We start from the raw sequence: 24,783 nt of genomic DNA, 5'->3' as shown, positions 1-24,783 counted from the left end.
TCTAAGCAGCTCCACTCTGACCGGAGGTTCTCGCCATGTCACGACAACCAGATCAAACAACGTCCCTGGGCACTACATCTAGCCAGCGGGCCACGGCGAGCGCGCTGTCCGACTGGCGCTGCACGCGCAGCGAAAGCGTCTCGATGCCCTGCTGGATGAGGAAGGCGTTGAGCGGCGAGAGCACGGGTCCGAAGAGCGAGGCGACGACCGACCGGGCGAACGCGGTGTAGGCGCCGGCGCCATGGGCGTCGACGTAGCTGGCGCCCTCCAGCCACTCGTCGGGGCCGGTCAGGTGGGCGAACGGGGACGCGGCCCAGCCGTAGCTGCCCTGGTCGACGACGACACCGCCGAGGGTCGAGCCGTGGCCGCCGAGGTACTTGCTCGCGGAGTGCACGACGATGTCGGCCCCGAAGTCGCCCGGCCGGAGCAGGTACGGCGTCGCGAGCGTGTTGTCGACGATGAGCGGGATGCCCTTCTCGCGGGCGACCGCGGCGATCCCGGCGATGTCGAGGACGTCGTTGCCGGGGTTGGCGATGGACTCGCCGAACAGGGCCCGCGTGTTCGGCCGCAGCCGGCGCCGCCACTCGGCCAGGTCGGTCGGGTCGTCGACGAACTCGATGTCGATCCCCAGCCTCCGCAGCCCGTTCTCGAACAGCCCGCGGGTGCCGGAGTAGACGCTCTGTGCCGAGAGCACGTGGTCGCCGGACTGCACGAGCGCGAGCAGCGCCACGGTCAGAGCCGCCTGCCCGCTGCCGACGGCGATGGCGTCGCGGCCGCCCTCCAGCGCTGCGACGCGGCGCTCCAGCGCGGCGGTCGTCGGGTTGCCGGAGCGGCTGTAGGTGTAGCCGGGCTCCTCGCCGCCGAAGCGGCCCTCTGCGTGGGCGAAGCTGTCGAACTCGAAGCCCGCGGTGAGGTAGATCGGGGTCACCCGGGCGCCGTGAGCGGCGTCGCGGGCCTCTCCCGCGTGGACCTGGGCTGTGCTGAACTGCGGCATCCCCCTATGGTGCGGTACCGGCCCGCCGCGCGCGCCTTCTGTTGCGGAAAGCTACGGGGGCGACGGATCGGACCGGTTGCGCTACGCTGAGTGAGCGATATGCGAACGCGGCGTTCGCATAGTGAACTACTTACGACGAAGTGAGGTTCCCGTGCAGTTCCACCACCACGGCTACGTCTCCGGCGACCCGCGCATCCAGGAGCCCGCGGGAACCGGGATCGACCGGGCCGCCGAGCTCCCCGACGAAGTGGATGTGCTCATCGTCGGCACCGGCCCCGCCGGCATGATCGCCGCGGCGCAGCTCGCCCAGTTCCCGAACGTGGTCACCCGCATCGTCGAGCGCCGGCCCGGGCGGCTCGCCATCGGGCAGGCGGACGGCATCCAGGCGCGCAGCGTGGAGACGTTCCAGGCGTTCGGCTTCGCCGAGCGGATCATCGCCGAGGCGTACCGCATCACCGAGATGGCGTTCTGGAAGCCCGACCCGGCCGACCCGACCCGCATCGTGCGCACCGCGCGCCCGGTGGACGACCCCACCGGCGTCAGCGAGTTCCCGCATCTCATCGTCAACCAGGCACGGGTGCTCGACTACTTCGCCGAGGTGATGGCGGACTCCCCGTCGCGGATGACGCCCGACTACGGCTACGAGTTCTTGGGGCTCGAGGTGGGCGAGGGCGAGCATCCCGTCGCCGTCACCCTCCGCCGCACCGCCGGGCCGGGCGAGGGCGCGCTGCGCGTGGTGCACGCCAAGTACGTCGTCGGCGCCGACGGCGCGCGCAGCAAGGTGCGCGAGGCGATCGGCTGCCACCTGGCCGGCGACCAGGCCAACCACGCGTGGGGTGTGATGGACGCGCTGGCCGTCACGGACTTCCCCGACATCCGCACGAAGTGCTCGATCCAGTCGGAGGCGGGCAACATCCTGCTGATCCCGCGCGAGGGCGGCTACCTGTTCCGGATGTACGTCGACCTCGGCGAGGTCGCCCCGGACGACAAGGGTGCCGTGCGTTCGACCTCGATCGAGCAGATCATCGCGAAGGCCAACGAGATCCTGCACCCGTACACGCTCGACGTGCGCAACGTCGCCTGGCACAGCGTCTACGAGGTCGGTCACCGCCTCACCGACCGCTTCGACGACGTGCTCCCCCACGAGCTCGGGATGCGCACGCCGCGGGTGTTCATCACCGGCGACGCCTGCCATACGCACAGCGCGAAGGCCGGGCAGGGCATGAACGTCTCCATGCAGGACGGCTTCAACATCGGCTGGAAGCTCGGGCATGTGCTCGACGGCCGCTCGCCGGAATCGCTGCTGGCCACCTACTCGGCCGAGCGCCAGGTGGTGGCGAAGAACCTGATCGACTTCGACAAGGAATGGTCGACGCTGATGGCGAAGAAGCCGGAGGAGTTCGAGAGCCCGTCGGAGCTGGAGGACTTCTACGTCGCGACCGCGGAGTTCCCCGCCGGCTTCATGACCCAGTACGCGCCGTCGCTGATCGTCGGCGAGCCCGTGCACCAGGAGCTGGCGTCCGGCTTCCCGATCGGCAAGCGCTTCAAGTCGGCGCCGGTGACGCGGGTCTGCGACGGCAACCCGGTGCACCTCGGCCACCACGCCCGCGCCGACGGCCGCTGGCGCATCTACGTCTTCGCCGATGCGGCCCGTGCAGGCGAGCCGTCCGCGGTCGCGCGCCTGGCCGAGTGGATGTCGGACTCGCCCGCCTCCTCGCTCGCCGCGACTCCTGCGAGCGCCGACCCGGACGCCTGGTTCGACGTGAAGGTGGTCTACCAGCAGGCGCACACCGCGGTCGACCTCGGCGTCGTGCCGGAGCTGTTCCTCCCGCGGGTCGGCCCGTTCGGGCTGATCGACTACGAGAAGGTGTACGCCGCCGACCCTGCCGACGACATCTTCGCCGCCCGCGGCATCCACCGCGACGGCGCCATCGTGGTGGTGCGGCCCGACCAGTACGTCGCCGACGTGCTGCCGCTCACGGCGACGGACGAGCTGGCCGCGTTCTTCCGCCCGATCCTCGCGACCCGCGAGCTCGCCGGGTAGTGCCGACCGCCGTCGAGTGGTGACGTCTCGTCGCCGCTCGACCGGAATTCCGACGACGAGTCTCATCTCGCGGCGCGGCTAGCCTGGCGTGGTGACCGCTTCCGAGACCGTCGCCGGTGGCGTGCACGCGGTGCGCGTCCCGATGCACGGCGGCGGGCTGCCGTACAGCCTGGCGTACCTCGTGGAGGACGACCGCGGCGGCGTGCTCGTCGTCGACCCTGGCTCGCCGGGGTGGGAGGGCGTCCGGACGGTCATCGCGGCGGTGGAGGCGCTCGGGAGGCGGCCCTCCGACGTGTCCGGCATCGTGCTGACGCACCTGCACGCCGACCACGCGGGCGGAGCCGCTGCGCTGCGGGAGGCGACCGGCGCGCCGGTGCTCATGCACGCGCGGGAGGCGGAGGCTCTGACGGCGATCCGGCACGGGCTCCCGGCGCCCGACCTCGAGGGGTGGGGCGTACCGGCCGAGCGGCGCGCAGAACTGGCGGCGGTGGCCACGGCGCCGGCCGCCCCCGACCTGGCGCGGCCCGACGACGTGCTCGCCGACGGCGACCTGCTCGATGTCCCGGGCCGCCGCCTGCGGGTGCTGTGGACGCCCGGCCACACCCCCGGCAGCCTATGCCTTCGCGACGAGGACGCGGGCCTCGTATTCACCGGCGACCACGTGCTCCCGACCGTGAACTCCGGTCTCGGCCTCGGCGGCCCGACCGCCACGAACCCGATCGCGGACTACCTGGCGTCCCTCGACCGGGTCGCGGGGCTCGGCGGCCTGGCGCTGCCCGGGCACGAGCATCCCTTCTCCGGCCTGGCCGACCGGTGCGCTGCCCTGGCCGAGCACCACCTGCGCCGCTCGCGGGAGGTCGCCGCGCATCCCGGCGGCACGGTGTGGGAGGTCGCGAGCGCCCTCACCTGGACCGGCGGCTGGCGGAACCTCGCGCCGTTCCCCCGCCTCTCCACCCTGTCGCAGACCGCCCTGCACCTCGCCTTCCTCGCCGCCTGACTCCCTCCGCCGTCGAGTCCGCGAAGACTGCACGCGACACGCCGCGCAGGCGTGAAGTCTTGGTGTACTCGACGGTGGACGGGGGCTGCGCGCGGGCGGCTTGACGAGGTGCGGAGGGGTTCGTATACTCGCGTTTACAACGTTGGAGTACATCGTTGTAGAAACCCGATCGATCGACGCTGAGGCGGTCGGTCCCACGAGAGGCATTCAATGAAGAAACTGCTCGCGACGCTCGCCGTCGCCGCCGGCGCTTCTCTCGCGCTCGCCGGCTGCTCCAGCTCCCCCGGCGGCGACAGCGCCGGTCCCGTCACCCTCACCTTCTGGCACGGCTACACCGAGGCCGACGGCAAGGTCCTCGACAAGATCGTCGACGACTTCAACAAGTCGCAGAAGGACATCACGATCAAGACGACCACCAAGACGTGGGCGGTCATCGGCGACACCCTCCTGCCCGCCCTGTCGGCCAAGAAGGGCCCGGACATCGTCGCGATGCCGGCAGAGACTCTTCCCGTCTACGCCTCCAAGGGTGCCTTCGCCAAGCTCGACGACTTCTACGCCGGCAGCGCCGTGAAGGATGCGTCGCTGCGCCCCGCGGCCGTCGAGATGGAGAAGGTCGACGGCTCCTACTACGGCGTTCCGACCGGCTTCGTGCCGCTGTCGGTCATCTACAACAAGACGCTGTTCCAGAAGGCGGGCATCACCGAGTTCCCGAAGACCTGGGACGAGTGGGTCGCCGACTCCAAGAAGCTCACCGTCGACGAGAACGGCGACGGCACCCCCGAGCAGTACGGTCTCGCCCTCCCCGACCACGCGACCGTCGGCAACGGCGTCTGGGCGAGCCTCTTCTACGGCGGCGGCGGCGCGATCGTCGACGGCTCGAAGTCGGTGCTCGACTCGTCCGCCAACGCCGACACCCTGAGCTACTGGGCGAAGGCCGTCACGCAGGACAAGATCTCCCCCACGGGCCTGGACGGCGTCGCCTCCGACAAGCTGTTCTCCTCCGGCAAGGCCGCGATGGAGATCGGCGGTCCGTGGATGGCCGGCGTCGCCACCGAGAACAAGATCGACTACGGCATCGCCGGCATCCCCGCAGGCCCCAAGGGCAAGGCGGCGTCGGCCATCGGCATCTCCGCCGCGGTCACCGCGCAGGCCGACTCCGCCAAGAAGGCGGCGGCCGAGAAGTTCTTCGCCTACTTCTTCAGCAAGGAGGTCGCCACCAAGTGGTCGCTCGGCTCCGGCTGGCCGCCCCTGCGCACGGACATCCCGTCGTCGGCCGTGTCCTCCAACCCCGTCGTCGCGTCCCTCACCGACCTCGTCGGCGACGCCCGCCCGCTGCTCCCCGGCGTGGCCAACAGCACCGACGTGCTGTCGGCGGTCGACGAGGCGACCCAGAAGGCGCTCACCGGGGGCGACCCCGCAGCCCTTCTGAAGTCCGCCTCCTCGCAGGTGCAGCAGGCCCTCGGCAAGTGAAACGCGGGTGGGCCGCCGTCCCCCTCGGCGGCCCACCCGTCTCCCGAAAGCGACTATGACCACTCTCACTCGTTCCCGCACCTCCCGCAGGCCATACCGGCCGCCGGCGCCGCTCGGCGGACGGCCGCGCTCCGGCACCCGCCGCGGCCCGCTCGCCCTGCTGTTCATGCTCCCGGCCCTGGTCGTCCTGATCGCCTTCGTCGGCTGGCCGATGCTCTCGGCCCTGCGGCTCTCGTTCACGAACGCGAGCGGCTTCGGGCTGGAGGAGTGGGTCGGTCTCGACAACTACATCCAGGTCTTCACCGACCCGCGGGTGTTCGCCACGCTCGGCAACACCGCGCTGTACACCGTGCTCTTCACCCCGACGGCCCTGATCGCGGCGCTGCTGCTGGCGCTCCTGCTGACCAACCGGCGACTGCTCGGCCGCGGCTTCTTCCGCACGGCCCTCTTCCTGCCGTTCATCGTCTCGCTGGCGGTCGCCGCCTTCGCGTGGACGTACCTGCTCGACCCGCAGGTCGGCCTCCTCAACTTCTGGCTGCGCAGCGTCGGCGTGCAGCTCGGCAATGTGCTGCAGGATCCCGCGCTCGCCATGCCGACCGTCGTGCTGGTCGCGATCTGGAAGAACTTCGGCTTCTACATGGTGATTTTCATCGCGGGCCTGCAGGAGATCCCCGAGTCGCTCTACGAGGCGGCCAAGATCGACGGCGCTGGAGCGTGGCGCCGGTTCGTCAGCGTCACCCTGCCGCAGCTGAGCAACACGCTGGCGTTCGTCGTCGTGTTCGCCATGATCGCCGCACTGCAGGCCTTCGACCAGATCTACGTGATGACCGGAGGCGGCCCCTACCGCTCCACCCAGACCGTGGTCATGGAGATCTACCAGGAGGGCTTCAAGAAGCTCGACCTGGGCCTCGCCACCGCGCTCTCGTACGTGCTGCTGGCGGCGACGCTCATCCTCAGCCTCATCCAGTTCCGCTTCTTCGGACGCCGCGAGAAGGACATCGCATGACGACTACCGCCGCCCCCGCCGCGATCCGGCGGCCCACCGCGCCGCGCCGCCGCCGGCTCGGACGCCGCGCCGAGCGCTGGCTGCTGTTCGCCGCCGCGCTCGTCATCACCGCCGTCGTGCTGCTCCCGGTCGTCGTCATCGTCCTCACGGCCTTCAAGCCGGCGGCCGAGATCAACGCCTACCCGCCGACGCTTCTGCCCGGCACCTGGACGCTGGACAACTTCGCGAAGATCTTCAGCGACCTCCCGTTCGGCCGGCTCTTCCTCAACAGCCTCGTCTTCGCCGGCGGCGTCACCGTGCTCGCCCTGGTGTTCGACTCGCTCGCCGCCTACGCCCTCGCCCGGATCGACTTCCGCGGCAACCGCGTCGTGCTGATCGTGATCGTCGCGAGCCTGATGATCCCGTTCCAGGCGACGCTCATCCCGGTCTACCAGCTGGTCGCGCAGCTCGGCTGGGTGAACACGTTCGCGGGCCTCATCATCCCGCGTGCCGCCGACGCCTTCGGCGTCTTCTTCCTCCGCCAGTTCTTCATCTCGCTGCCACGCGACCTCGACAACGCGGCCAGGATCGACGGCGCGGGCGAGTTCCGCATCTTCCGCAGCATCGTGCTGCCGAACGCGGTGCCCGCCCTGCTCACGCTCGCCATCTTCACCTTCGTCAACAACTGGAACGACCTGCTCTGGCCGCTCGTCTTCACGACCTCGCCGGAGATGGGCACGATCACCTCGGGCCTGACGCTGCTCACCGGGCCGAGCGGGATCATCCCCTACGGCACGATGATGGCCGGGTCGCTGATCGCCGTGCTGCCGCTCGCGGTGATGTTCCTGATCATCCAGCGACGCTTCATCGAGAGTGTCGCGACCACGGGGCTGAAGTGACGGCGCCGCGCTGGTTCGAGGACGGCCGCCTGCACCTCGGACTCGGGATCGAGGACACCTTCGTGCCGCAGGAGCGGCCGGGCGAGCGCGCGATCGACGAGTACGAGCTGACCGAGCACTACGAGCGGTACCGCGAGGACTTCGCCCTCGCCGCAGGGGTCGGAGCCGAGGTGCTGCGCTGGGGCGTCCCCTGGCACCGCGTCGCGCCCTCGCCCGGCCGCTGGGACTGGGACTGGACCGACCGCGCCGTCGACGCGCTCCTCGCAGCGGGCCTGCGCCCGATCGTCGACCTGCTGCACTACGGCACGCCGCTGTGGCTGGACGACCAGTTCGCCTCCCCCGACTACCCGCGGCACGTCGCCGAGTTCGCCGACCGCTTCGGCGAGCGCTACGGCGACCGGGTCGTCGACTACACGCCGGTCAACGAGCCGGTCATCCACGCACTGTTCTCGGGCGAGTACGGCTACTGGCCGCCGTACCGGACGGGCGCCGAGGGTTTCGCCGCGATCGCAGCCAACCTGGCCCGCGGCTTCGTGCTCAGCCAGGAGGCGCTCTCCGCCCGCATCGGCGACCGCGCCACCTTCGTGCACGTGGACGCCGCGATGAGCTTCATCGGCGACGACGTCGCCCCGGAGCACCGAGCGGAGGCCGAGCGCCTGCGCCACCAGGTGCACCTGGTCGAAGACCTGGTCACCGGCCGGGTGGACGACGCCCATCCGCTCCGCGACCGGCTCGCGCCCGCCGTGACCGACGCCGAGCTCGACTGGTTCCGCGCACATGCCGTGCGGCCGGATGTGATGGGCGTCAACTACTACCCGCGCCACTCCACCGAGCTGTTCGAGGCCGGCGTCCGTCACGGCGGCGGCTTCGCCGATCCGCGCCCGAGCGTCGACCGCGGCGCCGAGGGCCTGCGTGAGGCGCTCGAGCGCTTCGCCGCACGGTACGGCGCGCCGGTCATGGTCACCGAGACGTGCGTCACGGGCACGGTCGAGGAGCGCATCCACTGGCTGGACGAGTCCCTCGCGCTCGTCGACGCCATGCGGGCCGAGGGTGCTCCCGTCGTCGGCTACGTCTGGTGGCCGCTGTTCGACATGTACGAGTGGACGTGGCGGCACAGCGACCGCCCCCGCGCCGACCACCTGCTCACGATGGGGCTCCACGACCTCATCGAATCGCCCGACGGGCTGCTGCGCGTGCCCAACCCCGTCGCCGAGCGCTACCGACTCCACGCCGACCGACTCGCCCGAATCACCACCGACTGACGAAAGAAGTCCATGCATCACGCCCGCATCGCCCTCCAGCCCTCCGCCGCCATCGGCGCCGTCGACCCGCGCCTGTACGGTTCGTTCATCGAGCACCTCGGCCGCGCGGTGTACGACGGGATCTACGAGCCCGGCCACCCCGCGGCCGACGCGGACGGGTTCCGCACCGACGTGATCGAGCTGGTGAAGGAGCTCGGCGTCACCACCGTGCGCTACCCCGGCGGCAACTTCGTCTCCGGCTTCCGCTGGGAGGACTCGGTCGGCCCGCGCGAGCAGCGCCCGAAGCGCCTCGACCTCGCCTGGCACTCGACCGAGACCAACGAGGTGGGGCTGCACGAGTTCCAGACCTGGCTCGACAAGGTGGGCAGCGAGCTCATGCTGGCCGTCAACCTGGGCACGCGCGGCGTCTCGGAGGCCCTCGACCTGCTCGAGTACACGAACCACCGCGGCGGCTCCGCGTTCTCCGACCAGCGCATCGCCAACGGCCGCACCGAGCCGTTCGACGTGCGGATGTGGTGCCTGGGCAACGAGATGGACGGCCCGTGGCAGCTCGGCCACAGCTCGGCGGAGGAGTACGGCCGGCTCGCGGCGAAGACCGCGCAGGCGATGAAGATGTACGATCCCGACCTGCAGCTGGTGGTCTGCGGCTCCTCCAGTTCGTCGATGCCGACCTTCGGCGAGTGGGAGCGGGTGACGCTCAGCCACACCTACGACGACGTCGAGTTCATCTCGTGCCACGCCTACTACGAGAACAAGGGCGACCTCGGCAGCTTCCTCGCCTCGGGAGTCGACATGGACTACTTCATCCGCAGCGTCGTCGCCACCGCCGACAGCGTGAAGGCCGTGCGCGGCAGCTCGAAGACGATCAACATCTCCTTCGACGAGTGGAACATCTGGTACAACACCCGCTTCGAGACGGTGGACCGCATCACCGGCACCGACAACTGGCCGGTCGCCCCGCGCCTGCTGGAGGACACGTACACCGTCTCGGACGCGGTCGTCTTCGGCAGCCTGCTCATCACCCTGCTGAAGCACGCGGACCGCGTGACCAGCGCCTCCCTCGCCCAGCTGGTGAACGTCATCGCCCCGATCATGACCGAGCCGGGCGGACCGGCGTGGAAGCAGACCACGTTCTTCCCGTTCGCCGCCACCTCGGCACACGGCCGCGGCACCGCCCTCGCCGTCGACGTCACCTCCGGCAGCTACGACACCGAGCGCTTCGGCGCGGTGCCGCTGGTGGACGCGGTCGCCACGCACGACGAGGCGGCCGGACGCTACGCCCTCTACGCGGTGAACCGCTCGATCGACGAGCCGACCGAGCTCGTGGTCGACCTGGCCGCGCTCGGCGCGGACGCGGCGTCGCTGACGGTGACCGCATCCGCCCTGAGCGACCCCGACCCGGATGCCGCCAACACCCGCGAGAACCCGGACCGGGTGGCTCCGCGCGAGCTGGCGGTGCGCCGCGAGGGCTCGCTGCTGCACGTCGAGCTGCCGGCGATCTCCTGGACGGAGATCCTGCTGGGCTGACAGAACGTGACGACGGGCCCGACGTCGTGACGACCCGACCGCGCCCGCGGACGGGTTCAAGTGAGAGAGGAAACGCAATGCTCCCATCACGCACCACGTCGGGTCCGTCGCCGAGGCGGCGACTCAGGACCGTCGCGGCCGCCGTCGCCGCAGCCGGCGCGATCGTCGCGGCCACGCTGACCGCGGCGCCCGCCTCGGCCGTCACGACGGGCAACGGCTCGCTCGTCTACTCCCCCGCGGCAGGCACCTCCTTCAACCCCGAGGGGGGACGCGCGGCGGGCACGACCTACGCCAAGAACATCGTCCTCAAGAACAACGGCTCGGCCAACGGGACCCAGCTCGTCACCTACGACCAGCTCGTGCTGGTCAACGGCGTGCAGGTGTACCCGATCTACCGCAGCACCGACGACGGGAGTAGCTGGACCCACGTCACCGACGTCGTGCCGAGCGCGACGTTCCCCACTCTGACCCGCACCTCCCAGCCTTTCCTGTTCGAGGTCTCGCAGGCCACCGGCGGGCTCGCCGCCGGCACTATCCTGCTCGCCGGGATGATCATGCCTCAGGACCGCTCGAGCAGCCGGCTGGTCGTCTACAAGAGCACCGACCACGGCACCAGCTGGTCGTACCTGAGCACGATCGACACCGGCGGCCCCGCCACCTACGACCCCAGCCCGACCTCCACGACGACAACCGTGTGGGAGCCGTCGCTCGCCATCGACGGGCAGGGCGGCCTGGTCGCCTACTTCTCCGACGAGCGGCAGAAGGCGAACGGCGTACTGCAGGCGGTCTCCTACCGCCGCTCCACCGACGGCGGGGCCACCTGGGGTGCGGAGTCGAACGTGTCTGCGCCGAACAGCCAGTCCGACCGACCCGGGATGATCACCGTGACCAAGCTCCCGGACGGCCGTTACCTCGCGACCTTCGAAGTGGTGAACCGGCCGTCGCAGAGCAAGAACACGGCACCGGTCTACTTCAAGACCTCGCCGGACGGCCTCAACTGGTCGCCGACGACCAGCATCGGCACGCCGATCACCCTCGCGAACGGACGCGGGATCGGCTCGTCGCCATACGTGAAGTGGGTGCCGACCGGTGGGCCGAAGGGCATGGTCGTCGTGGCCTCCAAGTGGTCGCTGGATGCCACGGGCACGATCGACGGCGGGCAAAACTTCTACGTCAACTACAACCTCGGCGACGGACCGTGGGAGCGGCTGCCGATGGCCGTCACCTACGACGGTCCCGACGCCGAGGGCGGCACGTTCAGCGGGTTCGCGCAGAGCATCGACTACTCGGTGGACGGACGCACCCTCTACCAGGCGACGAACGTCGAGAACCTCACCACCACGTACAACGACATCCGCGTCGGCTCGATCCCGCTCGACGCGCAGCAGTACGAGGCAGAGAAGGCGGCACGCACCTCCGACACGTCGCTGGTCACCGACCCGGACGCGTCGAACGGAAGCAAGGTCGGCAACATCAACCTCTCGACCAGCTCCGTCACCTTCACCGTGCACGTCCCGACGGCGGGCACGTACACGATGAACGTGCGGTACGACAACGGCACGGGAGCCGCGTCCACCCACAACGTCAGCGTCAACGGCGGCACCTCGTCGAGCCTGAGCTACCCGGCGACCGTCAACTGGGGCCGCTACGGCTGGGCGCAGAAGACGGTCGCGCTGAACGCCGGCACGAACACGATCGCCTTCACGAAGGGCACCTCGTACGCGGAGCTGGACGCCATCCAGCTCTACCAGCCGGGAACGGCGCTCGATCCGCAGTTCCGGATCACGAACCGCAACAGCGGCAAGTACCTCGAGATCGCTGGCGCCTCACTCGCCGACGGCGCGGGGGCGGGCCAGTGGGGCGACACCGGCAACGCCTGCCAGATCTGGAACGTGCACCCGGTATCGAACGGCCTCCAGCTGTTCAACGTGAACAGCGGCAAGCTGCTCGAGATCCCCGGCGCCCAGACCGCGGACGGCGTGCGCGCCGGCCAGTGGGGGCCGACGGGCAACGCCACGCAGGTGTGGGCGCCCGCGACCTCCGGCGGCTGGTGGACCCTGACCAACGCGAACAGCGGCAAGCCGCTCGAGATCGCCGGGTCGTCCACGGCCGACGGCGCGTTCGCGCAGCAGCGGACCGCCGACGGGACGCCGACGCAGCAGTGGCGACTGCTGCGGGAGGGCATCCAGTAGGTCCGGCACTTCCCCCGACCGGGGCGACGGCGATCGGGCCGCCGTCGCCCCTTCCTGCTCGCCCCCGGCATCCATGGGACGCAACACGCCGCTATCCGGACGGGATAGCGGCGTGTTGCGTCCCATCGATCGCCGCGCGAGCGCGCGAGCGCGAAGGGGGTGGTCAGCCCTCGGGCTGCAGGGCGGGGAGGCGCGCGGGGGTCGACTCCCGTTCGATGACCCGGAACGGTACCGCGATCTCCTCTGGCTCGAACGGCTCGGGGTCCGCGATGCGGCGCAGCAGCAGCTGCACGGCGCGGCGGGCGATCTCGTCGCGTCCGGGGTCGATGGTGGAGAGCGTCGGCATCGAGTAGTGCGTCTCGTCGATGTCGTCGAAGCCGACGAGGGCGACGTCGTCCGGGACGCGGTGGCCGGCCTCCTGCAGCACGCGCAGCGCACCGAGCGCCAGCGTGTCGTTGAAGGCGACGACGCCGTCGAACGGCAGCCCGGTCTCCAGGAAGGCACGCATGGCGCGCGCACCGTCGGCGCGGTGCCAGGTGCCCGCGGGGATGACGAAACGCTCGTCGTAGTCCGCGCCCGCGGCCTCCAGCGCCTCGCGGTAGCCGGCGAGGCGCAGGCCGGCCGAGCCGATCGCCTCGCCAGGGTGGGCGCCCAGCGCGACGACGCGACGGCGACCGCCGTCGAGCAGCAGCTCCGTCGCGGCGCGGGAGCCCTCGACGTTCTGCATGGTCACGTGATCCTTCGGGCCGTTGAAGATGCGCTCACCGAGCAGCACCATCGGGGTGGTGACCTCGGCGATGGCCTGCCGGTCGGCCTCATCCAGACCGAGCACGCTGTACAGGATGCCGTCGACCATGCGGCCGCTGCGGTTGCGCAGCACCGACAGCTCGCTCTCGCGGTCGTTGCCGAACTGCTCGATCAGCACGGAGAGGCCCCGCTCGCTCGCGGCCCGCATGACGGAGTCGGCGAGCTCGGCGAAGTAGACGTTGCGCAACTCCGGGATGATCAGGCTGATGACGTTCGTGCGGCCCGAGCGAAGGCTGCGCGCGGAGAGGTTGGGCGTGTAGTCGAGCTCGGCGATCGCGGCGAGGACGCGCTGCCGCGTGCTGTCGCGGACGTACGGGTAGTCGTTGATGACGTTGGACACGGTCTTGATCGACACGCCGGCGAGCCGGCTCACGTCGTGAAGCGTCGCCGCCATGCGACCTCCCTTCCCCTCGCCTCATGTTACAACGTTGGAACCCTCCGTCGAGTCCGCGAAGACTGCACGCGACACGCCGTGCGGGCGTGCAGTCTTCGCGTACTCGATGGTGGGCGGACGGGAGGGGCGCGGGCGGGTCAGCGGAGGTCGGACTCGATGGCGGCGGCGGCCTCGGTCAGGCGGGAGGCGATGGTGGGCGCGTCGAGCGCGGTCGAGACGTAGACGACGGCGAGTGCGGCGGGCGGCTGGCCGTGCGCCCGCAGGGGCACGGCGATGGAGGCGAGGCCCGCGATCACCTCGTCGTGGCTGGTGGCGTAGCCGCGCGTGCGCGCCGACTCCGCCTCCTTCCGCGGATGCTCGCCCGGCAGCTCCCGCCACTGCTCCTCGGTCAGCACCGATTGGATGGCGATCCCGGGCGCACCGGACGCCAGCGGGTGCCGCGTGCCCGGCCGCTGGGCGACGTGCGCGTGCGCGTGCGACGGCTCCACCGTCACGAGGGTGACGACGTCGTGGCGGTCGAGCACGGCGACGAACGCCGTCATCGTCAGCTCGTTGGCGACGGCGGTAAGCTGCGGCAGCGCGGCCGACTGCAGGTCGCGGGACACCGCTCGGGCCAGCGTCGCCATCCGCGGGCCGAGTTCGACCGCGCCCGCCGCGTCCCGCACCACGAGGCCGTGGTCCTCGAGCGTGCGCAGGATGCGGTACGCGATCGACCGGTGCAGCCCGAGCCGGGAGGCGATCACCGGGATGGTGAGCGGCTCGCTCGCATCCGCTAGCAGCTCCAGCATCCGGATGCCACGGGACAGCGTCTGCAGGGGCGGGGCGGACCCGCCACCTTCGTCGTTCGATGCCACGCGTTCGATTATAGAAACACCCACGCCATCAGCTCCTGAGTTCTTCGAGCGGAGCGCGGCGATCCGCTCGAAGAACTCAGGAGGCGATGGCTAGGTGCGGGCGGCGAAGAAGGACAGGACGTCCGGAAGGGCCTTGCCCGCGATCGAGCCGTGGGTCGCGCCGGGGACCCGGAGGTACCGGACGTCGGTGCCGAGACGCTGCTCGCCCTCGACGAACGCGGTCGTCGAGTCGGGGCGGACGAGCTTGTCGTTCAGCCCCTGCGCCACCAGCAGCGGCATCGGCAGCGCCGTCCCGCCCGGCGTGTTGGCGGCGAGCAACCCCGCCCACGGCTCGGTGGTCTCGGGGTCCGCCGAGAGGAACCCGCCGACCAGGGGCTTCGCCACGTCGTGCAGCGCACTGTTCTGGGTCAGCAGGCAGAACCCGTTCATCGCGGGAAGGGCCGCCGCCGCCGCGGGCGTCAGGATGGTGTCGACCGGCACCTCGTACACGCTCGAGTACGCCGCGAAGGCGTAGGCGGCGATGCTCACCCCGGAGACATCCCCGATGTCGGCGCGCAGCAGCGGCGCCAGGTCGGTCGCTGGAGCCGCGACGGCGACCGCGCGCACGTCGAGCTCCGGCGCGTATTCCTTCCACAGCTGGGCGGCGAACAGCGCGGCCTGCCCGCCCTGCGAGTGACCCCACAGCAGCACGCGGTCGCTCACGACCGAGCCGAGGAAGTCCCGCGCTGCCCGAGCGGCGTCGAGCACGTTCCGACCCTCCGTCGCCCCCACGAGGTAGGAGTCCGGGCCGGGGACGCCCATCCCGGTGTAGTCGCTGGAGACGACGGCGTAGCCCTGCTTGAGCAGGTCGGTCAGCCCCTCCATCCACACGTAGGGGTCGACGGACCGCGATGGCGCGCACTTCTCGGCGCTCCCGGTCGTCGGGTGCCCCCACGAGACGATCGCGCGACCTCCCTCCGGAACCTTGCCGTCGGGCACCACCAGCATCCCGCTGTTGAGCACCGGGATGCCGTGGAGGTCGGTGGTCCGGTAGAGGATGCGCCACGCCGTCGACCCGCCGGGCTGCCCGGGCACCAGCTCCGAGCGGACGACGGTCCCTGGCGTGCCGGCGGCCTTCGGCAGGTCGTCGTAGAAGCGACCGGTGTACGGGCGGGCGAGCAGGTCCTCCTCGCCGCGGACGACCTGCGAGCATCCGGAGAGCAGGACGGTCGCGAGCAGCACGGCGACCGCGCCGGCGATACCGGCGCGAATCCGGCCGGGCCGCCTGCGCACACCCCATCGTGGCACGGCGGCCCCGCCGCCCACAGGGTCAGGCCGGGACGACGTCGCGCGTGTTGACGACATCCACCCGCGCGTCGATGAACGAGTGGACGCTCTCGTGGATGTGGTACTGCGTGTGCGACAGGCGCACCTCGCGCGCGTGCAGCACCGCCTGGGCCGCGGCGCGGCGTGAGCGGATGCGGCCGAGCGCGACGGCCGCGCCCAGCAGCACGCCGAGCGCCAGGACCACGGCGACCCCGTCGGCGACGGCCGACCAGGCCGGTCCGAACAGGGCGAGGGCCGCCGCCCAGGCGCCGCCGATCGCGACGAGCGTCAGGCCCGCCGTCCAGAGCGTCGCGCGCGCGAGTCGCAGCGGGGAGACCGCGAGCAGCGCCCGGGCCTCGGCGGCCTCGCGCTCCTGCTGGCGGCGGCGCTCCTTCGCCCAGTGCAGGTCGCGCTCGTGGCGGCGGGCGAGCAGTTGGGCCTTGTCGTGGGCGTGGTTGTAGGAGGTGGTGTGCACGATACGTCCTTCGCGGTTCGGGTCTCCCGCGGTCCGATGTCGGGTCGGTTTCCTCGGGGCTCAGGCAGTAACTCGGGTGTGACATCGGCGAGCATAGCCAGAAAGACAGGTCTGTGGGCCATTTGGAGGACATAAATCTGTACCCCAATCCGGGCGACACGGGGGCGTAACACGACGCTGTTAGGGTGGCCCTTCCGAGGCACTCCGGGAGGGAACGGATGCGCAGACCCGTCGTCTTGGCGCTCATCGCAGTCGTCGCCGTGCTCGCCGTTGTCGGGATCGGGCTCGGACTCGCCCGCCAGGCGAGCCTGAACGCGCAGCCCGCGGCGGGGCCTCCGACGCCCACGGCCACGCCCGTCCCGTCCGCCACGCCGCTGCCGCCCGCCTTCGCGTCGCCTCGCCTCTACCTCGACCCGAACACCGAGGCCGCCGCCGCGCAGAAGCGGCTTCAGCAGCAGGGCGACACCGCGGGGGCCGCGCTCGCCGCGCGCATCGCCGGCGTGCCGACGGCGGTCTGGCTGGGCGAGTGGTTCCAGGGCGACCGGCTCGTCACCGAGCTCCGCAACGACATCGCCGACGCCCGCGCGCAGGGCGCGACGCCCGTGTTCGTGTCCTACGGCATCCCGAACCGGGACTGCGGCGGCTACTCGAAGGGCGGCCTGAGCGCCGACCAGTACCTGCCGTGGATGCGCACCATCGCATCCACTCTGAAGGGCAGCGGCGCCGTCGTGCTGCTGGAGCCCGACTCCCTCGCGATGCTGTCGTCGTCCAAGTGCGCGGGCTCTGCCGAGGTGCGGCTGCCGCTGCTGCGCTCCTCCGTCGACCTGCTCGAATCCGCCGGGATCGCCACCTACCTCGACGGGGGCAACGCGCGCTGGCTCTCCGCCACCGACCAGGCCGCCTGGTTGGAGCGCGCCGACGTGCAGCGCGCCCACGGGTTCTTCACCAACGTCTCAAACTTCGACACGACGCAGCGCGAGCGCGACTACGCCGGGAAGCTCTCGTCGAAGATCGGCTGGAAGCACTACGTCATCGACGTCTCGCGCAACGGCAACGGCTGGACCGGAACGTGGTGCAACCCGCCCGGCGCTGCCCTCGGCGAGTCCCCGCGCGTGACGGAGGGCGACGGCGGAAAACTCGACGCCCTGCTCTGGGTGAAGCATCCCGGGGTCAGCGACGGCAGCTGCAACGGGGGACCTGCGGCGGGCGTCTGGTGGCAGGCGGGCGCAGAGGCCCTGGCCACGAAGGCGAAGGGATGACGGCGGACGGCTGCGCGCAGCTCGCCGAGACCTGCGCACGGGTCGCCGCGCGCACCGACTCCCCGGGGAGGTTCCTCCGCGAGCTCGGACGCGAGGCCGCCGGCGTGCGGCGCGGTCCGCTGTGGCCGCTGGACGCCGGGCGCGGCGGGAGCAACCGCATCCGCGGCCGCGGCTTCCGCCGTCACGTCGACGACGGCACGGAGGGCCAGGCCAGGCACTTCGCCGGGATCGTCTCCGTCGCGGTGCGGATCGGCCCGCGACTCGCGCGCTGGCTGTCCATCCACGTGGGCCGGGATGCGCCCGACAGCGCCGACGGCCGGCTCACCGACGAGGCGATCGACTTCGTGCGGCTGATCCGCTCGGGCGAACTGGCGCCCGCCGACGCGGAGGCCTGGGTGAGGTCGACGATCTGCGGCGGCGGGACGGCGGCGCCGCCGACGCTGCGCGCCCCCGACTAGCCGAGCACTTCCTCCAGCCGGTCGAGCTGCTGGCTCCAGCCGGGTTCGAGGCCCGCGAGCATCGGCGCCGTATCGGCATCCGCCCCCTCCGCGGTGATGTGCGCGCGCAGTGCCGTGCCGCCGCCGGAGGGCTCGAGCGCGGCATCCACGACCACCTCGAAGTACGCGCGCCCGTTCGCGTCGACGGGCGACAGGTCGAAGACAATCCGGCGGCCGGGTTCCGCCGAGCGCACCGTCCCGGCGGAGGCGTACTCGGCGCCGTCGGCCTCCCGCAGCACCAGCTCGACCGGCGCGCCCGGCTGCGGCGACACCGCGCAACAGACGACCTCGAAGTGCCGGGGAGCCCACCAGCGCGCCGCCTCCCGCGCGTCCGTCCAGGCCCGCCAGACCGCGTCCGGGGGCGCGGTGAGCGTGCGCTCGAGCACGATGTCGGCCGCGGCTCCGGCCGACCGCACCGCCGCCGCGTATTGCTGCAGTGCGTCGTCGTGGGAGGTGGCTGTCGCCAGACCACCCAGCCAGTCGGCGAGCTCGCGCAGGGCGTTCCTGTCCACCCGGGCGAGACGGCGGCGTCCCAGCCGTTCGATACTGACGACCCCGACGGTCTCGAGCAGCTGCAGGTGCTTGGTGGTCTGCGGTTGCAGTGCGCCGATCGCGGCGGCCACCTCCCCGACCGTCCGCGGTCCGGCGGCGAGCAGACTCAGGATGCGGAACCGCGTCGGCTCCCCGATCGTGGCCAGCGCCTGCTGAACATCCATGGCGACTCCCTCTTGACACATTCGTCGTGACGAATATATCGTCCCACTCGTACCGGATGCAAACCGAACGAACCGAACGAGAGGACAGAACCATGAAGACCATCGATCGCACCATCCCCGCCCCGCCCGAGACCGTGTGGGAGCTCTGGACCACCGCCGACGGCATCTCCCGCTGGTGGGCGCCCGACGGCTTCAGCACCGACGTCGACCGCATCGACCTTCGCCCCGACGGCGAGCTCGTCTACACGATGACCGCCGAGGATCCTGCGCAGGTCGCCTTCCTGGAGCAGAACGGCCTGCCGCTGAGCACGCAGGCCAGGAAGGTCTTCACCGAGCTCCGCCGGCCCGACCGCATCGCCTACCGGTCGGTGATCGACTTCGTGCCGGATCACGAGCCGTACGAGCAGCTCACGGTGGTCGACCTCGAGCCGGCCGGAGACGGCACCCGCGTCGTGATGCAGGTGGAGGAGCTCCACGACGAGGTCTGGACCGAGCGCCTGCTCGCCGGCCGCGCCAACGAGCTCGACAACCTCGCGCGCCTGGTCTCCTGACCCGGCCGCACCCGCGTCCCGGTCAGCGCAGCAGCGCCCGGAACCCGGTGTAGTCCGCGAGCCGCGCCAGCCCGTCGGTCGTGGGCGACGCGTGGCCGCCCACGACCACCGCTCGAGCGCCGGAGGCGACGGCAGCGGCGAGTCCGGCCTCCGCGTCCTCGAACACGACGCACTCCCCGACCGGGACGCCGAGAAGCTCGGCCGCGCGCCGGTACCCCTCGGGGTCGGGCTTGCCCTTCGTCACGTCCTCCGCCGCCACCAGCACCTCGGGCACCGGGACGCCGGCCGCGCGCAGCCGCGCGACCGCGAGTTCCCGGGGCGCACTCGTCACGACGGCCACTGGAGCCCCGTCGGCGATGAGCCCCTCCAGCAGCCCGACGGCCCCGGGGATCTGCACGATGCCGTCGGTCCTCGTCACCTCCTCGGCCACGAGGGCGGCGACGAGCTCCCCGCGCTCGGCCTCGCCCAGCTCGGGCAGGAAGTGCGCGATCGTGTCGACGGCCTGCCGTCCGTGCGCGTACGCCAGGAGCGTCGCCGGGTCGATGCCGTGCCGGTGGCCGAACGACGTCCATACGGCCTCCACGACGGGGGTGGAGTCGACGAGCGTGCCGTCCATGTCGAACAGGAAACCGGCCGCCTCGATACTCTCCACGCGCCGAGCTTAGGAGACGGGCGGGGACGAGACGGCCGGCTCGGCCTGCCTACTGCTCGGCGACCGGGGCCCACGCCCCCGTCGGCACGGCGTCGGCCACACCCTCGGCGTCGAAGCGCTCGAGGCGGAAGGCCTCCAGCACCGGCGACGGCGTGCCGGTGGCGATCTCCTCAGCTGCCAGCTCGCCGAGCGCGAGCCCGAGCGTCGCGCCCGAGTGGGTGAACAGGGCGTAGAGGCCCTCGATGGACGGCACGGGACCGGCGACCGGGTCGCCGTCGCCGGGAATCGGCTTCAGGCCGGCGCCGATGCGGTCGGCCTCCAGCCGCGGATTGCCCGCGATGACCTTCGAGGCCTCGTCGAGCAGACCCTGCACCGACGCCTCCGGGACCGTGATGGTGCCGTCGTCGGCGATCTGCACCGACTGCTCCGCCCAGTCGGCGTCGAGGACGAGCCGGCCGTCGGGCGTCGGCCGCACCGCGACCCGCGGGGTGTTGAGCACCGTCCGGTGCTCGACGTCCACCGGCTTGGTGAACACGACGAACGCGGCGGGCGTCGCGTCGGGGACGGTGACGCCGAGACGCGCGAGCTGCGCGGGCACCGACGGGCCGGTCGCCAGCACGACGGCGTCGGCCGGCAGGCGCGTGCCGTCGCCCAGCACGACGCCGACGGCCACGCCGCCCTGCACATCCACCGTCGCCTCGCCCGCGTGCTCGACGACCTTCGCGCCCGCGGCGGTCGCCTCGGCGATCAGGTCGGCGATGAGGTCCGGAAGGCTGACCCAGCCCTCCCCCGCGTTGAAGATGGCGCCCTCCTCCGCAACGGCGGAGGCGTCGACGTCCGGTGCGATCCGGGCGACGTCGGCACGGTCGACCCAGACGCTGTCGTAGCCGTTGGCGCGCTCGAACTCGAACGTGCGGCGGAAGCTCTCGCCCTCGGCGGCCCACTTCAGCGCGCCGTCGAAGCGCAGGTAGTCGCGGCTGCGCGGGTGCTGCTCGCGCCAGGTGCGGTAGCGGTCCAGCGCCACCAGCCGCAGGTAGTGGTACGCCGCGCTGCGGTCGCCGGACGAGTTCAGCCACGCGATGGAGCGGCCGGAGGCGCCGTCGGCGAGCGCGCCCGCGGTCACGAGCGTCACCTCCACGCCCTGGCGGGCCAGCTGTGCGGTGGTGGAGGCGCCGAGGATGCCGCCGCCGAGGACGACGACGTGGGTGGGTCGGGAGTGGGACATGGTGGTGCTTCCTTCTTTCCTTGTTCGTTCAGTGGGCCGCGGCGTACGCCCGGGCCGACCCGATCAGGTCGAGCACGGCGAGCGGCCCGGCCGGGTCGACCGGCAGTGGCGCCCGGCCGCGCAGTGCGGCGGCGAGCTGCCGGTAGAAGCCGGCGTAGTCGCCGGGGGCGAGCGGGAGCTCGCCGGGGTGGGCGTCGGTCCCGACCCGCGCGGGATGCTCGGCGCGGCCGAGGCGCACATCGCCCGGGAGCATGCCGCCCAGGAGCTGCCCCTCCTGCGGGTCGAGGCCCCACGAGACGTACCCGCCCTTCGAGCCGAGCGCGCGGAAGCGCGGGCCGACGATAGGCGCGACGGCGCTCATCCAGAGCTGGCTCGTCGTGCCGGAGGCGTGCTCCAGGACGACCAGCGCGTCATCGTCCGCGCCCCCGCCGCGGCGGTTGCGCACCTCGGCGTGGCTCACGCTCGCCGGGCCGAACAGCAGCAGCGCCTGGTCGATGAGGTGGGCGCCCAGGTCGAACAGGATGCCGCCTCCCTCCTCCGCGCCGGTCGTCGACTTCCAGGAGTCGTCGACCGAGGGCTTCCACCACTCGAACCGCGACTCGAACCGCCGGACGTCGCCGAGCGAGCCGTCGGCGACGAGCTGCTGCAGCGTCAGGAAGTCGCCGTCCCAGCGCCGGTTCTGGAAGACCGTGAACGGCACGCCTGCGGCTCGGGCCCGCTCCGCCAGGGCTCGGCCGGACGCGACGTCCGGCGCGAACGGCTTGTCGACCACCGTCGCGACCCCCGCGTCGATCGCCGCCGCGGCGTGCGCGACGTGCAGCGGGGTGGGCGAGGCGACGACCACCAGGTCGAGTCCGGGATGGGCGAGCAGCGCATCCACATCGCCCACCGCTCTCGCGCCCGGATGGTCGGCGGCCAGCCGGTCGGACTGCGAGGTGACGACCGCCGCCAGCTCGAACGCGGGGTCCGCCGCGAGGAACGGCGCGTGGAACACCCGCCCGGCCACGCCGTACCCGATCAGGCCGACGCGGATCGGGCGCTCGTCGCTCACAGCACCTCCGACAGGAAGCGCTGCAGGCGCGGGCTCTGCGGCCGGTCGAACAGGTCGTCCGGCCGCCCGGCCTCCACGACCCGGCCCTCGTCCATGAAGACGACCTGGTCGGCCACCTTGCGGGCGAAGTTCATCTCGTGGGTGACGACGACCATCGTCATGCCGCGACGGCCCAGGTCTGCCATGAGGTTGAGCACGCCCTTCACCAGCTCGGGGTCGAGCGCGCTGGTGACCTCGTCGAAGAGCATCACCTCGGGCTCCATCGCGAGGGCGCGGGCGATCGCGACGCGCTGCTGCTGGCCGCCGGAGAGGTCGCGCGGGCGGTGGTCCATCCGCTCGCCGAGCCCCACCTCGATGAGGCGCTCCTCGGCGATCCGCTTCGCTTCGGCCTTCGGCATCCGCTTGACGCTGCGCAGCGCCAGCATGACGTTCTGGAGCGCGCTGTGGTCCGGGAACAGGTTGAAGTGCTGGAAGACCAGGCCGATGCGGCGGCGGAGCACGTCGGGCTTCGTGCCGAGGATGCTCTCGCCGTCGAGCCGGACGTCGCCGCCCTTGGGCTCGTGCAGCCGGTTCACGCCGCGGAGCATCGTCGACTTGCCGGAGCCGGACGGCCCGATCACGCACGTCGTGGTGCCCGGCGCGACCGAGATCGACACACCGCGGAGCACGTCGATGTCGCCGTACGCCATCGTCAGGTCGACGAGGTCGAGAGCGGAGCCGCGGAAGTCGGGCGTCTGCTGGGCGGGGAGGGGCGAGGTGTACGTCATGTGTTGCTCCCGAGGGTGATCGGCGCGGGAGGCTGGACCTCGTCCAGCTCGTCCAGGCCGCTCTCCGGCGGCGCCGGCTTCCGGCGTCCGGTGCGGAAACGGTTGTCGAAGTAGTTGACCAGGTGGGTCAGCGGGACAGTGATGACCAGGTAGAACAGACCGGCCAGCACCAGCGGCGACAGGTTGCCCGTGAGCACCGCGGCGTCCTGGCCGACACGGAACAGCTCCCGCTCGCCGACCAGCAGCCCGAGGAAGTACACCAGGCTGGAGTCCTTCACGATCGCGATGAACTGGTTGACCAGCGCCGGCAGCACGCGGCGGATGCCCTGCGGCACCACGACAAGCGCCATCGCCTTGGCGTAGCTGAGGCCGAGCGCGCGGCACGCCTCCAGCTGCCCGCGGTCGACGCTCTGGATGCCGGCCCGGAAGATCTCGCCGATGTACGCGGCCGCGATCAGGGACAGGGCCAGGATGCCGAGCGGGTACGGCGAGGGCCCGAAGATCGACTGCGAGAACCGTGCGAAGCCCTGCCCGATCAGCAGGATGGTGAGGATCGCCGGCAGGCCGCGGAACACGTCCGTATAGATGCGGGCGGGGATGCGCAGCCAGCGGGAGGTGGAGATCCCCATGACGGCGACCACCATGCCGAGCACGACGCCGATGACGGTCGCCGCGATCGAGATGATCAGCGTGTTGACGAGTCCGACGCCCAGCAGCTGCGGGAAGACCTGCAGCATCGACGGGATGTCGAAGAAGGTGTGCGTGATGGTGGTGAGCCAGTCCATGGGGATCTCCCTGCGGGTCTCCTACTTCGAGGGGGTGGGCGTCGAGGACTGCTCCGCCTTCGGCAGGTACTGCTTCGGCATCGGCGAGCCCGGGAACCACTTCTGGTAGAGCTTCTTCCAGGTGCCGTCCTCCATCGCCTCGTGCAGGCCCTTGTTCAGGGCGTTCTTGAGGGCGGGGTTGCCCTTCGCGATGGCGAAGCCGGCGGGGGCGTCGAACGACGGGATGTCCTCGGCGTCCTTGAGCGCCGGGTACTGCGTCACGTAGCTCTTCGCGGCTTCGTAGTCGAGGAAGTGCGCGTCGACCGAGCCGCTGTTGAGGGCGGAGACGGCGGCGTTGTTGTCCGGGAAGCGGACGAGGTTCGCCTTCGGGAAGTTCTTGACCGCGTACGCCTCCTGGAGGGTGCCCTGCACGACGCCGAGGCGCTTGCCGTCGAGGCCCTTGGCGTCGTCGATCCCGCTCGCCTTGGTGGTGAGGACGGTCAGGTAGCCGGCGAGGTAGCCGTCCGAGAAGTCGACCGTCTTCTTGCGCTCGGCGGTGATGCCGATGGCGGCGACGCCGACGTCGAACTGGTGGTTGGCGACCGCGGCGAGGAGGCCGGAGAAGTCCTGGCCCGTGAACACCGGCTTGCCGATGCCCGCGCGCTTGGCGACATCGGTGAACAGCTCGACGTCGAAGCCTGTGAAGGTGCCGCTCGCGTCGGTGAAGGTGTAGGGCTTGGAGTCGCCCAGGCTCGCCACGCGGACGGTGCCGGCCTCGATGAGCCCGTACGGGTTGTCCTTGGTGGCCGAGCCGGAGGCGCCGCCTGCGCTGCAGGCCGCGAGGACCAGTGCGGCGGAGGCCGCGGCGGCCAGCAGTGCTGCCGGCCGGAGGAGGGTGCGTCGTTTCACTGCGGGGTCCAATCGTGTGGGGGCGGGTCGGCGAGAAACGGGACGTGCGATCCTCGTCGATCTCTTGGTTGCTGAGACCGGTCTCTGGCGATTACGCTGAGACCGGTCTCAGTTGGTTTTCTGGGACGCTACAACACCTCTCCGGGATTCGTCAACAGGCGAGGTGCGGAAAAGGAAGGGCTCACCG

The 24,783-nt window shown here is 71.4% G+C and carries 23 protein-coding genes; 11 read left to right on the top strand and 12 right to left on the bottom strand.

The window, feature by feature from the left end; all coding sequences use genetic code 11:
• Nucleotides 1-52: 52 nt before the first annotated feature.
• Nucleotides 53-994, bottom strand: coding sequence for an aminotransferase class I/II-fold pyridoxal phosphate-dependent enzyme (locus P5G59_RS14060; RefSeq protein ID WP_301219609.1), 942 nt, complete (start codon nt 992-994; stop codon nt 53-55).
• 151 nt (nt 995-1,145) lie between these two features.
• Here P5G59_RS14060 and P5G59_RS14055 point away from each other — a divergent pair, with 151 nt between their 5' ends.
• The 8 genes from P5G59_RS14055 to P5G59_RS14020 all read left to right on the top strand — a co-directional run bounded on the left by P5G59_RS14055 (nt 1,146) and on the right by P5G59_RS14020 (nt 12,370).
• Nucleotides 1,146-3,038: an FAD-binding monooxygenase gene (locus P5G59_RS14055; protein ID WP_301219608.1), complete on the top strand. Its 1,893-nt coding sequence runs from the start codon at nt 1,146-1,148 to the stop codon at nt 3,036-3,038.
• A gap of 91 nt (nt 3,039-3,129) precedes the next feature.
• A complete protein-coding gene (locus P5G59_RS14050; RefSeq protein ID WP_301219607.1) occupies nt 3,130-4,035 on the top strand; it encodes an MBL fold metallo-hydrolase in 906 nt (301 codons plus the stop codon).
• Between the two features lie 210 nt (nt 4,036-4,245).
• On the top strand, nt 4,246-5,505 hold the full coding sequence (locus tag P5G59_RS14045) for an ABC transporter substrate-binding protein (protein ID WP_301219606.1): 1,260 nt from the start codon (nt 4,246-4,248) through the stop codon (nt 5,503-5,505).
• Nucleotides 5,506-5,560: 55 nt separating this feature from the next.
• Nucleotides 5,561-6,511, top strand: a complete 951-nt coding sequence (locus P5G59_RS14040) for a carbohydrate ABC transporter permease (RefSeq protein ID WP_301219605.1) — start codon at nt 5,561-5,563, stop codon at nt 6,509-6,511.
• Nucleotides 6,508-7,389, top strand: a complete 882-nt coding sequence (locus tag P5G59_RS14035; RefSeq protein ID WP_301219604.1) for a carbohydrate ABC transporter permease — start codon at nt 6,508-6,510, stop codon at nt 7,387-7,389. The genes P5G59_RS14040 and P5G59_RS14035 overlap by 4 nt, the downstream gene beginning before the upstream one ends.
• The gene (locus tag P5G59_RS14030; RefSeq protein WP_301219603.1) at nt 7,386-8,651 is read left to right on the top strand and encodes a family 1 glycosylhydrolase; all 1,266 of its coding nucleotides are present in this window, start codon (nt 7,386-7,388) and stop codon (nt 8,649-8,651) included. Before P5G59_RS14035 ends, P5G59_RS14030 begins: the two co-directional genes overlap by 4 nt.
• A 12-nt stretch (nt 8,652-8,663) precedes the next feature.
• A complete protein-coding gene (gene arfA / locus P5G59_RS14025) occupies nt 8,664-10,178 on the top strand; it encodes an arabinosylfuranosidase ArfA (RefSeq protein WP_301219602.1) in 1,515 nt (504 codons plus the stop codon).
• A 77-nt stretch (nt 10,179-10,255) separates the two neighbouring features.
• Nucleotides 10,256-12,370, top strand: a complete 2,115-nt coding sequence (locus tag P5G59_RS14020) for an RICIN domain-containing protein (protein ID WP_301219601.1) — start codon at nt 10,256-10,258, stop codon at nt 12,368-12,370.
• 163 nt (nt 12,371-12,533) lie between these two features.
• On the opposite strand, the gene P5G59_RS14015 is transcribed toward P5G59_RS14020, so the two are convergent.
• The 4 genes from P5G59_RS14015 to P5G59_RS14000 all read right to left on the bottom strand — a co-directional run bounded on the left by P5G59_RS14015 (nt 12,534) and on the right by P5G59_RS14000 (nt 16,205).
• Nucleotides 12,534-13,571, bottom strand: a complete 1,038-nt coding sequence (locus P5G59_RS14015; protein ID WP_301219600.1) for a LacI family DNA-binding transcriptional regulator — start codon at nt 13,569-13,571, stop codon at nt 12,534-12,536.
• Nucleotides 13,572-13,708: 137 nt separating this feature from the next.
• Nucleotides 13,709-14,386, bottom strand: coding sequence for an IclR family transcriptional regulator (locus P5G59_RS14010; protein ID WP_363324689.1), 678 nt, complete (start codon nt 14,384-14,386; stop codon nt 13,709-13,711).
• Nucleotides 14,387-14,515: 129 nt separating this feature from the next.
• Nucleotides 14,516-15,697 carry an alpha/beta hydrolase gene (locus P5G59_RS14005; RefSeq protein ID WP_301219598.1) on the bottom strand — a complete coding sequence of 394 codons (1,182 nt, stop codon included), beginning with the start codon at nt 15,695-15,697 and terminating at the stop codon, nt 14,516-14,518.
• A gap of 37 nt (nt 15,698-15,734) precedes the next feature.
• Nucleotides 15,735-16,205, bottom strand: a complete 471-nt coding sequence (locus P5G59_RS14000) for a hypothetical protein (RefSeq protein WP_301219597.1) — start codon at nt 16,203-16,205, stop codon at nt 15,735-15,737.
• Between the two features lie 218 nt (nt 16,206-16,423).
• On the opposite strand from P5G59_RS14000, the gene P5G59_RS13995 reads away from it, so the two are divergent.
• Nucleotides 16,424-17,464: a glycoside hydrolase family 6 protein gene (locus P5G59_RS13995; protein ID WP_301219596.1), complete on the top strand. Its 1,041-nt coding sequence runs from the start codon at nt 16,424-16,426 to the stop codon at nt 17,462-17,464.
• Complete coding sequence (locus tag P5G59_RS13990; protein WP_301219595.1) at nt 17,461-17,922, top strand: hypothetical protein; 462 nt, start codon at nt 17,461-17,463, stop codon at nt 17,920-17,922. The genes P5G59_RS13995 and P5G59_RS13990 overlap by 4 nt, the downstream gene beginning before the upstream one ends.
• Here P5G59_RS13990 and P5G59_RS13985 read toward each other — a convergent pair.
• Nucleotides 17,919-18,677: an SRPBCC domain-containing protein gene (locus P5G59_RS13985; RefSeq protein WP_301219594.1), complete on the bottom strand. Its 759-nt coding sequence runs from the start codon at nt 18,675-18,677 to the stop codon at nt 17,919-17,921. The genes P5G59_RS13990 and P5G59_RS13985 overlap by 4 nt on opposite strands.
• Before the next feature lie 92 nt (nt 18,678-18,769).
• On the opposite strand from P5G59_RS13985, the gene P5G59_RS13980 reads away from it, so the two are divergent.
• Complete coding sequence (locus tag P5G59_RS13980; RefSeq protein ID WP_301219593.1) at nt 18,770-19,228, top strand: SRPBCC family protein; 459 nt, start codon at nt 18,770-18,772, stop codon at nt 19,226-19,228.
• A gap of 22 nt (nt 19,229-19,250) precedes the next feature.
• Here P5G59_RS13980 and P5G59_RS13975 read toward each other — a convergent pair whose 3' ends face one another.
• Genes P5G59_RS13975 through P5G59_RS13950 form a run of 6 tightly spaced genes read right to left on the bottom strand, consistent with a single transcriptional unit; the run spans nt 19,251 to nt 24,596 of the window.
• Nucleotides 19,251-19,880: an HAD-IA family hydrolase gene (locus tag P5G59_RS13975; protein WP_301219592.1), complete on the bottom strand. Its 630-nt coding sequence runs from the start codon at nt 19,878-19,880 to the stop codon at nt 19,251-19,253.
• Nucleotides 19,881-19,929: 49 nt separating this feature from the next.
• Complete coding sequence (locus tag P5G59_RS13970) at nt 19,930-21,105, bottom strand: NAD(P)/FAD-dependent oxidoreductase (RefSeq protein ID WP_301219591.1); 1,176 nt, start codon at nt 21,103-21,105, stop codon at nt 19,930-19,932.
• A gap of 28 nt (nt 21,106-21,133) precedes the next feature.
• A complete protein-coding gene (locus P5G59_RS13965; protein WP_301219590.1) occupies nt 21,134-22,156 on the bottom strand; it encodes a Gfo/Idh/MocA family protein in 1,023 nt (340 codons plus the stop codon).
• A complete protein-coding gene (locus tag P5G59_RS13960) occupies nt 22,153-22,923 on the bottom strand; it encodes an amino acid ABC transporter ATP-binding protein (protein WP_301219589.1) in 771 nt (256 codons plus the stop codon). Before P5G59_RS13960 ends, P5G59_RS13965 begins: the two co-directional genes overlap by 4 nt.
• Nucleotides 22,920-23,708, bottom strand: a complete 789-nt coding sequence (locus P5G59_RS13955; RefSeq protein ID WP_301219588.1) for an amino acid ABC transporter permease — start codon at nt 23,706-23,708, stop codon at nt 22,920-22,922. Before P5G59_RS13955 ends, P5G59_RS13960 begins: the two co-directional genes overlap by 4 nt.
• Nucleotides 23,709-23,729: 21 nt before the next feature.
• Nucleotides 23,730-24,596: an ABC transporter substrate-binding protein gene (locus P5G59_RS13950; protein ID WP_301219587.1), complete on the bottom strand. Its 867-nt coding sequence runs from the start codon at nt 24,594-24,596 to the stop codon at nt 23,730-23,732.
• Nucleotides 24,597-24,783 lie beyond the last annotated feature (187 nt).

Source organism: Leifsonia virtsii (genome assembly GCF_030433675.1).
Classification (GTDB): Bacteria; Actinomycetota; Actinomycetes; order Actinomycetales; family Microbacteriaceae; genus Leifsonia; species Leifsonia virtsii.
This window is presented reverse-complemented; position numbering and strand designations above follow the sequence as displayed.

Bases quoted from the DNA above. Each gene is read 5' to 3' on its own strand.
- P5G59_RS14060 (WP_301219609.1), bottom strand. From the start codon at position 994: ATGCCGCAGTTCAGCACAGCCCAGGTCCACGCGGGAGAGGCCCGCGAC.
- P5G59_RS14040 (WP_301219605.1), top strand. From the start codon at position 5,561: ATGACCACTCTCACTCGTTCCCGCACCTCCCGCAGGCCATACCGGCCG.
- P5G59_RS13970 (WP_301219591.1), bottom strand. From the start codon at position 21,105: ATGTCCCACTCCCGACCCACCCACGTCGTCGTCCTCGGCGGCGGCATC.
- P5G59_RS14015 (WP_301219600.1), bottom strand. From the start codon at position 13,571: ATGGCGGCGACGCTTCACGACGTGAGCCGGCTCGCCGGCGTGTCGATC.
- P5G59_RS14020 (WP_301219601.1), top strand. From the start codon at position 10,256: ATGCTCCCATCACGCACCACGTCGGGTCCGTCGCCGAGGCGGCGACTC.
- P5G59_RS13995 (WP_301219596.1), top strand. From the start codon at position 16,424: ATGCGCAGACCCGTCGTCTTGGCGCTCATCGCAGTCGTCGCCGTGCTC.
- P5G59_RS14035 (WP_301219604.1), top strand. From the start codon at position 6,508: ATGACGACTACCGCCGCCCCCGCCGCGATCCGGCGGCCCACCGCGCCG.
- P5G59_RS13985 (WP_301219594.1), bottom strand. From the start codon at position 18,677: ATGGATGTTCAGCAGGCGCTGGCCACGATCGGGGAGCCGACGCGGTTC.
- arfA (WP_301219602.1), top strand. From the start codon at position 8,664: ATGCATCACGCCCGCATCGCCCTCCAGCCCTCCGCCGCCATCGGCGCC.
- P5G59_RS13980 (WP_301219593.1), top strand. From the start codon at position 18,770: ATGAAGACCATCGATCGCACCATCCCCGCCCCGCCCGAGACCGTGTGG.
- P5G59_RS13960 (WP_301219589.1), bottom strand. From the start codon at position 22,923: ATGACGTACACCTCGCCCCTCCCCGCCCAGCAGACGCCCGACTTCCGC.
- P5G59_RS13990 (WP_301219595.1), top strand. From the start codon at position 17,461: ATGACGGCGGACGGCTGCGCGCAGCTCGCCGAGACCTGCGCACGGGTC.
- P5G59_RS13955 (WP_301219588.1), bottom strand. From the start codon at position 23,708: ATGGACTGGCTCACCACCATCACGCACACCTTCTTCGACATCCCGTCG.
- P5G59_RS14045 (WP_301219606.1), top strand. From the start codon at position 4,246: ATGAAGAAACTGCTCGCGACGCTCGCCGTCGCCGCCGGCGCTTCTCTC.